Raw genomic sequence first — 10,702 nt, 5'->3', positions numbered from 1 at the left:
AAGACCAGCGTGCGCCCCCACGGGGGTGGTTCGACGGATATCTACTGGCGCGGGGCGGCGGGACCGGGCAGGGTCGCAGGTGTGCTGAACAATCCCGTGTGGGCTTCCCTCACCGGGCCTCAGGCGTGCTTCGCCGAGGCCGCCGGTGACGCCGCCCGATACCTGCCCGAGATCGCCCCGTTCTGCGCGCTGCGCGACCCCGGTGACCCGGCCGGCTGGCGCGACCTCGCGACACTCACCGACTTCGCGCTGCTCACCGGCCCGTCGATCACACCGCTGGCCGGCTGGGAGACCGAGTCCGTGATGCACGGCCGGCAGATGATCGGCCAGAGCATGACCGGTGTCGAGGACCCGGAGGCCGTTCTGCTCACCGAGCACGACGTGCCGGAGATGCTGGAGCTCGTCGCCCGCTCCCAGCCCGGCCCGTTCCGCAAGCGCACCATCGACCTGGGCCGCTACCTCGGCATCCGCGACGGCGCCGGCCGCCTCATCGCGATGGCCGGCGAGCGGCTCCGGATGCCCGGCTGGACCGAGGTGAGCGCGGTCTGCACCGACCCCGAGTTCCGCGGCCAGGGCCTCGGCGCCCGCCTCACCATGGCCGTCGCGGCCGGCATCCTGGCCCGCGGCGAGCTGCCGTTCCTGCACGTGGTCTCGGACAACGAGAGCGCCATCCGGCTGTATGAGCGGCTCGGCTTCGAGCACAGCAACGAGGTGGTCTTCGCCGCCTTCCGGGTTGCCAGATGACCTTGTAAACGGGACACTGCTGCCGTGACGGACAGCATCACGGACAAACTCAACGTCGACGTGCCGCACTCCGCCCGGGTGTGGAACTACTGGCTCGGCGGCAAGGACAACTTCGCCGCCGACCGGGCGGTCGGAGACCAGGTCCGGGCGGTCTTTCCGGAGATCGTGGACGCGGCCCGGCAGACCCGGGCCTTTCTGCACCGCGCCGTCACCCATCTCGCCGGTGACGCGGGCATCCGGCAGTTCCTCGACGTGGGCACCGGCCTGCCGACCGCGGACAACACCCACGAGGTGGCCCAGCAGGTGGCGCCCGAGGCCCGGATCGCCTACGTCGACAACGACCCGCTGGTGCTCACCCACGCGCGGGCACTGCTCACCAGCACGCCGGAGGGCGTCACCCGGTACATCGATCGCGACCTGCGCGACACCGCGGGCGTGATCGCCGAGGCGCGTACGATCCTGGACTTCTCGCAGCCGATCGCGCTCATGATGCTGGGTGTCATGGGGCACGTGGAGGACCCCGCCGAGGCCCGGACGATCGTCCACGGTCTGGTCGCCGCTCTGCCGCCGGGCAGTTACCTGGTGATGTCCGACGGCACCGCCACCAGCGAGCGCGTGATCGAGTCGCACCGGCAGTACAACGAGAGCGGCGCGGTGCCGTACCACCTGCGTTCGGTCGACGACTTCACCTCCTTCTTCGACGGCCTCGAGCTCGTCGAGCCGGGCGTGGTGCCGATCCCGCAGTGGCGCCCGGTCAGCGACGACCGCCCGGACGTCGACGGGTACGCGGGAGTCGCCCGCAAACCGTCCTCGTGAGCCGCGGCGATGGAACCCGGGCAGGAGCGTGACCCGCGGCGGGAGCGCGACCACGCCCGGCTCAACATCTGGGTGACCTTCGCCGGGACCGTTCTGGCGGCGCTCATCGGCGGCATCTTCGCCCTGATCGCCGCCGGCGACGAGGACAAGCCGTCGGCCACCCCGACGCCCACGCGGCAGTCCACCGTCGCACCTCCTGCGGTCGCGACCACAACCGCCGCGCCCAGCCCGGTCGCGCCCGCCGGGGCCGCTGTCCGATGGTCCGGCACGGTCGTGGCGCAGGATTTCGGCCTCGCCGACGCCGTCGACCTGGATCAGCGGCCGCCCCGCTCGATGGACGACACCGGACGCAAGGCCGACCTGAGCGTCGGATCGCTCGACGCCACGGAAGCCGACGTGGGAAAGGCCGCCTTCGGCGTCTCGGCCGTCGCACGGTGGACGGGCGATGGGACGCCGGAACTCGCGGAGTGCCGGGATGCCGCTGCCGGGGGCATCGACAAGGTCAAGGGCGTCACCACCGGGGAAGTGCTCTGCCTGCGTACCAGTGACGAGCGGATCGCCCGGCTGGCCGTCGGGAAATCAATTCGCGGGAGGGCACCGTCACCTTCGAGGCCGTCGTCTGGGAGTGATCGGCTCCGCCGGCCGCACAACATCTGGACGGATCCGATCGCTGCCGTTCCGGTCACCCGCACCGGACGAAGCGGTGGACGGACCGGAACGAACACCTGTCGCCAAGATCATCTTTGCCGGGGGAGGCTATAGGGATGATCAACGGCGGGGGTTCGTCGCTGGAACCGGCTACCGCATCGAACCGGCCCGCGCCCCACCGTTCGCGGCCCGTCGCGCTGTCGGTCCTGGCCGCTCTGCTGCTGGCCGGCACCGGGATGATCGTCGCCGGGCTCCTGGAGCATCCGGCGGAGCCGACCTGGGCGACCAGCGAGGTCGCCGACACACCGGTGGTCGCTGCGCAGGCCAGCGGCTCCCCCGCCGGAGAGACGCCGAGCACCGCCACAGCGGCGACGTCAGCCGCGCCGTCCCGCAAAATCTCCCGCAATGCCTCCCGCAGAGCCTCCCGCAAGCCGAAGAGCACCGCACCATCGCGCAAACCGGCGGCCAAGCCGGCGCAGACCTCCCCGGCGCCCCGCCCGTCCGCGACCGCCGAGCCCTCACCCAGCAGCTCGCCGACGGTGGTGACGCTCGGCTCGAGCTGCTCCCCGGAGGGCGCCCGCGCGGTCTCGATCCTCGGTTTCCCGGTGATCTGCGAGACCCGGCCCTGGGACGAGAAACTCCGCTGGCGCCTGGACTGACCCAGCCCGGCGGACACCCGGCACCGCCGCCCGAACAACGGCGGCGGCCAGCCGGGCAGACAGGCTGACACCCAGCGCCCCACAGCCGGCCGAACAACAGCGGCAGCCAGCCGAGCAGACACGCTGACACCCAGCGCCGCCCCAAGTACCACCCAAAACAACAGCGGCAGCCAGCCGGGTAAACCGTGAGCCGCCCTATGGGCGTCGGGGGTGCGGACAGGGCGAGCCCGAGCCGTGCCTGGGCCCGGCGCCGGCCGGGCGGCCCGGTGTTGCAGGTGGTCGCCGCGGGCAGGGCGGGACAGTCCGGCTTCGGCGGCGCGGCCGGCGCGCGTACCCCTAAAGCTGTCCGTGATTGGGCGGCAGAATGCCGGCCAGTTCAAACGCTGCTATATGGGCGTATTTCCAATCGACCGGGTCGTGCACGCTGTGCGTGCGCGCGTTGCGCCAGTGCCGGTCCAGGTCGTATTTCGCGGCGGCCGAGCTGGTGCCGCAGAGAGCGAACAGCTCGGACCCGGCCTCCACCGCGATCTCGCTGCCGAAGGCTTTCGCGGCCGCGACAGCGAGCGAGCCGCGTGCCGCGGCTTCCGCGTCGGCCGGGACCAGGCCGATTTCGTCGAGGGTACGCGCGGCGGAGTCAAGAAGCGCTTCGGCTGCGCGGACGCGGCTGGCGAGACGGCCGTAACGGTGCCGGACGTGCGGGTCGTCGGTGGCGGCCGCGGCGCCGGCACGGACCGCCTCGGACGACGGGCGTGCCTTGGTGCGCAGGTAGTCGCGGGTGTCGCGCAGGGCGGCGCCGGCGATGCCCACCTCGATCGCGGCGTGCACGAGCTGGGCGCGGGCGCCCAGCTGCTGCGGCACGGAGAACGCGCTCGCATAGGCGATCACCAACTGCGGGTCCACCGTGACCTGGGTGAACGTGGCTGTTCCGCTGATCGTGGCGCGCTGGCCCACCATGTCCCAGTCGGTGTCGACGGTGACGCCGTCCGCGTCGCGCGGTACGAACGCCAGCACCAGCCGGTCGCCCTCGTCGAGTGCGCTGACCGCGATCCAGGCGCTGGTGAGCGCGCCGGTGGTGTAGTACTTGACGCCGTCGAGGCGGCCGCCGGCGATCCGGGTCTTCAGGTCCTGCGCGTGTTTGCCGCCGCGCTCGGCGAGCCCGTTGCCGAGCCGGCGGCCGGCGAGCACGTCGCCGTAGAGGCGCTTGCGGGCCTGCGGCGTGCCGTGCACGGCCAGGATGTCGATCATCAGGTAGTGGCCCTGCGGCACCTGGGCGATGGCCGGGTCGGCGGCGGCCAGGACGCGGGCGACCTCGGCGAGGGTACGCGGCCCGAGCCCCGGCCCACCGTCGGAGGCCGGAACCGTGATCGCCAGCAGGCCGGAGGCGTCCAGGTCGGCGAGGGCGTCGTGCGGGATCACCGCCGCGCCGTCGCGGTCGCGCTGGGCCGCGCCGGGTTCGAGCCGCTCGGCGAGCCGGTGGGCGGCTGCGACGGCCTGGTCATGAGTGTGTGGAACAACCATCCCTGGATCCCACCCTGCAACCGGCCGTTTCTCAAGTGGCCCCACCGCGGTACCGATGCAAGGCGTCATGCAGACCTGGACGCGACGTGTGCCGCCGCCGCAGCACCGTCGAGCACCGGCTTCGGCCTCGGCGTACCTGCTGCTCGGCGGCCTGTACGCCGCGATGCTGGCGCTCTCCAGTGCTGCCCTGGTGACCGGATTCACCTCGTACGACGAGGTGGCCGAGCTGGCCCGCTTCGTGTTCGGGGTCTTCGGCCTGGTGGCGGCCGTCCACGCGGCCCGCAAGACGGCGCTGCGGCCCCGGCTGCGGCAGGCCTGGGGAGCGGTGGCCGCCTGCTTCGCCGTGCTGGTCGTCAGCACGCCGCTGCTGGTGTTCTTCTTCGACCCCGCCGGCTCGGCGGTCGCCGCGGACGTCAGCCACGTCGTCTTCGTGGTGGCGCTGCTGATCGCGTTGCAACGGTTCCCGCTGGCCCCGATGAACCGCCGGGACCGTTCGAAGACCGTTCTGGACGCGCTGACCGTGCTGGTCGGCGGTTCGATGGTGCTCTGGTACACGGCGTTCGACCCGTACGTGGAGCGCCACGGCCTCTCCCCCAGCGTGATCTTCAGTGCGGCGGTCTACCCGATCGCGGACCTCGCCCTGCTCTTCGTGGCCTCCCGGGCGCTGCTGCGGGGCGCCGACGAGTCCGCGCAGCGCCCGCTGCGCCTGCTCACCGCCGGCACGCTGGTCCTGTTCCTCGGTGACGCGGTGCACGGCTACCTGAACGGGCACGAACCGGGTACCCACGCGTCCTGGCAGTTCGTCTGCTGGATCACCGCGGACGCGCTGCTCGTGGCGGCCGCGGTGGCGCAGTGCCGGGCTCGGGGCGGGGTCGCCCGCGAGTCGCGGGAGGAGTTCCGGCTCGGCCGGTTCCTGCCGTTCGGTGCGGTCGCCGTGGTGCACGTGCTGATGCTGGCCACCGCCGTCGGCGAAGGCCAGTTCTCGCCATGGGGCGGGATGGCTCTCGGCGGTGCCGCGCTCAGCGCGCTGGTGCTCTACCGGCAGACCCTGGTGCAGCGGGAGAGCGACGAGCAGGCCCGCACCGACGGGCTGACCGGTCTGGCCAACCGGAGCCGGTTCCAGGCCACGTCGGACCGGACGCTGGCCCGCGGCGCCCGCACCGGCCGGCACACCGCCATCTTGATGATCGACATGAACGGGTTCAAGCAGGTCAACGACACCCTCGGCCACAAGGCCGGTGACCTGGTGCTGGTGGCCTTCGCCGAGGTGCTGCGGCGCTGCGTGCCCGGGCCGGCGCTGCCGGCCCGGCTGGGCGGCGACGAGTTCGCGGTGATCGTTCCGGACGTCGGGTTTCCGGAGGAGGCGTACGAGCTGGCCGGGCGCATCGCCGCCGCGCTGGGTCCGGTGGCCGTCGACGGCCGGCTGATCACGCTGGCCGCCAGCATCGGGGTGGCCGTCTCCGGTCCCGGCGAGCTGACCCACGACGAGCTGGTGCACCGGGCCGACCTGGCCATGTACCGGGCCAAGTCGCTCGGGCCGGACACCCGATGGGCGATCTGGCAGGAGTCCCTGGAACCGGCCGAACTATCATCGTTAGCCTCGTGAACACTGCGTTTCTTCTTCTCAAACCCGACTGCCTGCGGCGGGGACTGACCGGCGACGTGGAACGGACCGTCGCCCGGGCCGGCCTGCGGATCCGCTGCCGGCACCGGGTCGAGCTGACCCCGGACGACACCCGGTTCCTCTGGTCGGAGTACACCGATTCCGGTCACGTGCTGGCCCGCGCCTTCCTCGACCGGTATCTCACCGGCGGCCCGTCCGAGATACTGCTGGTCAGCGGCGAGGACGCGTTCGAGGCGGCCCGCCGGGTGAAGCGTTCGGTGCGGTCCCGGCACGCGATGGGCCTGTTCGCCAACGTGGTGCACGCCGCGGAACGGCGGGGCGAGCTCGCCCGCCAGGGCAACCACCTCGCCGGGCGATGCGCCTCGTGCACCCGGCCGTTCACGTCGTCCGGCGAGCTCAACGCGGTACGCCCGGCCGGCGCCGACTTCCGCGAGCACGCCGACATCCCGCGGCTCGTCGACTCGCTCTGGCCGAAGCTCCAGGTCGATCTGGAGGCGCCGGAACCGTACCGGCTGGACGGCGACCCGGTCGCCGCGGTGTATCTCGGCAGCGACCGGGACCACTCGCTGGACTCGTCGGTCACCGCGGTGTGGCGGGCGCTGCCCGGGGTCGAGCTCGGCGAAGCGGTGCTGCTCACGATGTACGCGGACCGGGTCGGCGGCTTCCCGATCGCGGTCGGCGGCGAGGACGCCGTCCGACGAACTCACCGGGCGCTGCTCGACCACGGGATCCGGGTGTGCGGGACCGGGCCCTACCACCCTTCGCGCTGAAATCGCCTCGCACCACCCGGGGCCGGCATGTGAGGGTGGCGAAATGCCCCAGCCGATCCTGCGCACCGACCGCCTGCTGCTCGTCCCGCTCGCCGACCGGCACTTCGAGCTGGAGGTGGAGCTCGACTCCGACCCGGAGGTGCTGCGCTTCCTGTTCGGCCGGGCGCGGACGCGGGAAGAGGTCGCCGAGTCCCACGCGACGCGGATGGCCTTCGGCGCGAAGGTCGACGGCCTCGGCTACTGGATGGCGTTCGCGCCCCACGACGAGGAGTCCGGCGAGTTCGTCGGGCTGATGATGCTGCCGCCGGCGCACGGCCCGGACCAGCCGGACGACCCGGCGGTCGCCGAACTCGGCTACCGCCTCGTCCGCCGGTTCTGGCGGCAGGGTCTGGCCACCGAGGCGTCCCGCGAACTGCTCCGGCACGCCTTCGAGACCGTCGGCCAGGAACGGGTGATCGCGCAGACGATGGCGGTCAACGCGGGGTCCCGGGGTGTGATGGCCGCCGTCGGGATGCGCTACGTGCGCACCTTCCACCCGGACTTCGACGATCCGCTGCCCGGCGCCGAGCAGGGCGAGGTCGAATACGAGATCACCCGCGAGATGTGGGCGGCCCGCTTCCGCCGATGATTCGGTACGTCTCAGTCCGCGACCCCGCTGAAAGCCGTCACCTGCGCGATCCGCAGACGCACCAGCAACTCCCCCGGTGCCGCGTTGCGGACGCCGTACTGATCGGCCAGCTCAGCACCCATGTACCGGTGAGCGATCCGGGTAGACCACTCCCGCATGCCGGCCACGTTGTCACTGAGGGTGACCGGCCCGCGGACCGCGACGAACGCGTAGGGAGCCGCCTCCTCGTCCACACAGACCATCGCGCGCGGATCGCGAGCCAGGTTCCGGCCTTTCACCGACGTCGCGCCGGTGTTGAAGACCAGGTCGTCGCCGTCCAGGACGAACCAGATCGGGACCACGTGCGGTGACCCGTCGGCGCGGGTGGTGGCCAGTTTGCCGGTGCGGGTGCCGTGCTCGAGGAAGGCCCGCCACTCCGCATCGCTCATCGCTTTCGCCATGATCTCAGTGTGCGGCCTCGGTGCGGTCCACGAGGACCCGGGCACACACTGCGGTGACCAGGCCCGCGGCCACCACGGTGAGCAGGCCGAGCCGCAGGCTGGTCTGGTCGGCGACGAAACCGACAAGCGGCGGCGACGCCAGGAAGCCGACCCGCAGCAGCCAGCTGACCACGGTCAGGCCGACGCCGGCGGGCAGGCCGGGCAGCTCGTCGGCGGTGTGCATGGCGGCCGGCACGAGCGTGGCGACGCCGAGGCCGGCCAGGGCGAACCCGGCCAGGGTGGTCCAGAGCGACGGTACGGCGAGGGCCAGGCCCATGCCGGCGGCGGCCAGCAGGCCGCCGGCGCGGACGACGGTGCGCTGGCCGAAGCGGTCGACCACGCGGTCGCCGGCGAGCCGGCCGGCGGTCATCGCCACCTGGAGCGCCACGAAGGCCAGTCCGGCCGCGGCGGCGCCGGTGGCGAGCTCGTCACGCAGGTAGATCGCACCCCAGGAGGCGCCGGCGTCCTCGACGAGCGCACCGCAGGCGGCGAGCACGCCGAGCACCGCGAGCATGCGCACGGCGGTGGCCGGCCAGGCCCGTTTGGCGGCGGGCGAGGAGGCCGGAGAAGGCGAGGCGCCGTCCGGGCCGGGGAGCAGGAAACGGTACGCGACGAGCGCGACCGCGCTGAACAGTACGGCGGAGATGCCCAGGTGCACGCCGAGCGGCAGGTCCAGCCCGGCCGCCGCGGAGCCCATCAGACCGCCGAGGACCGCGCCGACGCTCCACAGGCCGTGGAACGAGTTGACGATCGACCGGCCGTAGAGGCGCTGGACCCGCAGGCCGTGCGCGTTCTGCGCGACGTCGATGACCGAGTCGAGCGCACCGGCCAGGAACATGACGGCGGCCAGGGCGAAGACGTTCGGCACGAAGGCGACCAGGAAGGTGGCGACGGCGAGCAGCACGATGCCGAGGGCGGCGACCCGGGAGGACCGGAACCGCTGGATCGCGGCGGCGGCGAACAGGCCGGCCAGCAGCGCGCCGAACGGCATCGCGGCGATGGCGGCGCCGAGCGCCACGTTGGAGAGGTCGAGGTCGGCTTTGAGCTGCGGGAACCGGGGTACGACGTTGGCGTACAACGCGCCGTTGGTGAGGAAGACGGCAGCGACGGCGGCCCGGGCGAGACGGGCCTGCCGGGTGGGCTGTTCGACGGTCGGGGCGGCGCTGGGCATGCGTACGATCGTACATATCATGTGTACGTCTGTACACAGCGCCCCGAATTCTCATGACCCCCGGCCACCGACCGATAACGGGGGCATGAGTCTCACGCCCGTCCTCCGGAGGGATCCGGTCCTCACGGCCGCAACCTGGTGGACGGCGGTGGGCATCGTCCTGTTGTTCGCGTTCAACGGGGACTTCGAGGCGGAGACTCAGATCTTCTGGGCCTTCCAGGTGCCGCTGGACGCGTTGCTCGCGTACTCGTCGTGGCAGGTCGCCCGGATCGCGACCGGTGCCTTCCGCCGCTTCTGGCTGGTCCTGACCGTCTGCGGGGTGCTGTTCACCTGCGGCGACGCGACCCAGGCGATCACCGAACTGCTGAACCGCACGAGCACGGGTTCCACCGCCGGCGGCACCGTGCAGAGCACCTGCTTCGCCTTGGGGCTCGGCCTGCTCATCGTCGCGATGCTGGCTCACCCGCACCCCAGCCGCTCCGCCCGGGAACGGCTGGCGTTCTGGCTCGACTCGGCCACCGTACTGGTCGGCGGCGCGGTCGTCGCCTGGTGCATCACCGCGGACAAGGGCGACTGGGTGACCGCGGTCGCGACCGCCGCGGTGATCCTCACCGCGGGCTTCGCCTCGGTCAAGATGGTGCTCAGCGGCAACGCGCCGATGCACCGGGCCGCGGCCACTCCGATGATCATCTCGTCGGCGGTGAACGGCCTCGGCGTCTTCGTGGCACTCGGGCAGACCGAGCAACTGCCCGCGTACGTCCTGGCCATCCGCTTCCTGCCGTCGCTGCTGATCGCGATGGGAGCCCGGAACCAGGAGATCATCGCCCGGTTCGACCAGTCCGCCTTCGGCTCGCGCCGGCGCAAGCCGTACAGCCTGCTGCCCTACGGGTCGGTCGTCGTCGTCTTCACCGCGATGATCATCGTGCTGCGCAAGGCACTCGAAGACGAGTCCGGGGTGAAGATCTGGGGTGTCGTCGCCGGCCTCGGCTTGATCGTCGCCCTGGTCGCCGTTCGCCAGCTGGTCGCCTTCCACGACAACACCCGGCTCATCAAGGAGCTCGACACCACCCTGGCCGACCTGCGCGAGCACGAGACCCGGCTGCGGCACCAGGCGCACTACGACGGCCTGACCGAGCTGGCCAACCGCACGTTCTTCCACGAGCAGCTCACCGAGGCGCTGGACGGCAGCGAACCCGGCGCGGTGTCCCTGCTGCTGATCGACCTGGACGGCTTCAAGGCGGTGAACGACACCCTCGGCCACGCCGCCGGTGACGCCCTGCTGGCCGGGGTGGCCGATCACCTGCGCGCCTCGGTCCGGGCCGGCGACACGGTGGCCCGGCTCGGTGGGGACGAGTTCGCCGTACTGCTGCGCGACTGTGACGCCCGCTCCGGCGAGCACACCGCCCAGCGCATCCTGCGCGCCTTCGAGACGCCGGTGCTGATCGGCGGTGAGCGGGTGCGTGCCCACGCCAGCATCGGCGTGGCCAGCGCCACCGGCGAGGAGGACGTCGCCGCGCTGCTGCGCGCGGCCGACCTGGCCATGTACGCGGCCAAGCACCAGGGCAAGAACTGCTGGCGCAACTACGAGCCGGCCATGCCGGCCGCCTGACCCGCCGCACAGGAAGCCCACAGATCGTTCATGGGA

General features: G+C 72.2%; 11 protein-coding genes. 8 read left to right on the top strand and 3 right to left on the bottom strand.

Going from position 1 to position 10,702, the window contains the following annotated elements:
• The first annotated feature begins 81 nt into the window (after positions 1–81).
• Genes I4J89_RS13160 through I4J89_RS13145 form a run of 4 tightly spaced genes read left to right on the top strand, consistent with a single transcriptional unit; the run spans position 82 to position 2,867 of the window.
• Positions 82–744 (top strand): GNAT family N-acetyltransferase, encoded by a 663-nt coding sequence (locus I4J89_RS13160; protein WP_196414192.1) that lies wholly within the window; start codon positions 82–84, stop codon positions 742–744.
• A 24-nt stretch (positions 745–768) separates the two neighbouring features.
• Positions 769–1,560, top strand: coding sequence for an SAM-dependent methyltransferase (locus I4J89_RS13155; RefSeq protein ID WP_196414191.1), 792 nt, complete (start codon positions 769–771; stop codon positions 1,558–1,560).
• A 9-nt stretch (positions 1,561–1,569) separates the two neighbouring features.
• On the top strand, positions 1,570–2,322 hold the full coding sequence (locus I4J89_RS13150; protein ID WP_196414190.1) for a hypothetical protein: 753 nt from the start codon (positions 1,570–1,572) through the stop codon (positions 2,320–2,322).
• Positions 2,323–2,324: 2 nt separating this feature from the next.
• Positions 2,325–2,867 carry a hypothetical protein gene (locus tag I4J89_RS13145; RefSeq protein ID WP_196414189.1) on the top strand — a complete coding sequence of 181 codons (543 nt, stop codon included), beginning with the start codon at positions 2,325–2,327 and terminating at the stop codon, positions 2,865–2,867.
• Between the two features lie 336 nt (positions 2,868–3,203).
• Here the strand turns inward: I4J89_RS13145 and I4J89_RS13140 are convergent, their stop codons facing one another.
• Positions 3,204–4,385 carry an acyl-CoA dehydrogenase family protein gene (locus tag I4J89_RS13140; protein WP_196414188.1) on the bottom strand — a complete coding sequence of 394 codons (1,182 nt, stop codon included), beginning with the start codon at positions 4,383–4,385 and terminating at the stop codon, positions 3,204–3,206.
• Between the two features lie 67 nt (positions 4,386–4,452).
• Between I4J89_RS13140 and I4J89_RS13135 the strand changes: the two genes are divergently transcribed.
• From I4J89_RS13135 to I4J89_RS13125, 3 genes are read left to right on the top strand one after another with little or no spacing between them, the layout of a single operon-like run.
• A complete protein-coding gene (locus tag I4J89_RS13135; protein ID WP_196414187.1) occupies positions 4,453–5,991 on the top strand; it encodes a GGDEF domain-containing protein in 1,539 nt (512 codons plus the stop codon).
• A complete protein-coding gene (locus I4J89_RS13130) occupies positions 5,988–6,779 on the top strand; it encodes a nucleoside-diphosphate kinase (protein WP_196414186.1) in 792 nt (263 codons plus the stop codon). The genes I4J89_RS13135 and I4J89_RS13130 overlap by 4 nt, the downstream gene beginning before the upstream one ends.
• Before the next feature lie 43 nt (positions 6,780–6,822).
• Entirely contained in the window at positions 6,823–7,407 is a 585-nt protein-coding gene (locus tag I4J89_RS13125) for a GNAT family N-acetyltransferase (RefSeq protein WP_196414185.1), read from the top strand.
• A gap of 11 nt (positions 7,408–7,418) precedes the next feature.
• On the opposite strand, the gene I4J89_RS13120 is transcribed toward I4J89_RS13125, so the two are convergent.
• Together I4J89_RS13120 and I4J89_RS13115 are read right to left on the bottom strand one after the other, a co-directional pair.
• Positions 7,419–7,847, bottom strand: a complete 429-nt coding sequence (locus tag I4J89_RS13120) for a PPOX class F420-dependent oxidoreductase (protein ID WP_196414184.1) — start codon at positions 7,845–7,847, stop codon at positions 7,419–7,421.
• A 4-nt stretch (positions 7,848–7,851) separates the two neighbouring features.
• Positions 7,852–9,057, bottom strand: coding sequence for an MFS transporter (locus I4J89_RS13115; RefSeq protein ID WP_196414183.1), 1,206 nt, complete (start codon positions 9,055–9,057; stop codon positions 7,852–7,854).
• An 85-nt stretch (positions 9,058–9,142) separates the two neighbouring features.
• Here I4J89_RS13115 and I4J89_RS13110 point away from each other — a divergent pair, with 85 nt between their 5' ends.
• Positions 9,143–10,666, top strand: a complete 1,524-nt coding sequence (locus tag I4J89_RS13110; protein ID WP_196414182.1) for a GGDEF domain-containing protein — start codon at positions 9,143–9,145, stop codon at positions 10,664–10,666.
• Positions 10,667–10,702: the final 36 nt, after the last annotated feature.

The organism is Actinoplanes aureus (assembly GCF_015704865.1).
GTDB lineage: Bacteria > Actinomycetota > Actinomycetes > Mycobacteriales > Micromonosporaceae > Actinoplanes > Actinoplanes aureus.
Note: the sequence above shows the minus strand (reverse complement) of the source record. Positions and strands in the feature narration are given on the sequence as shown.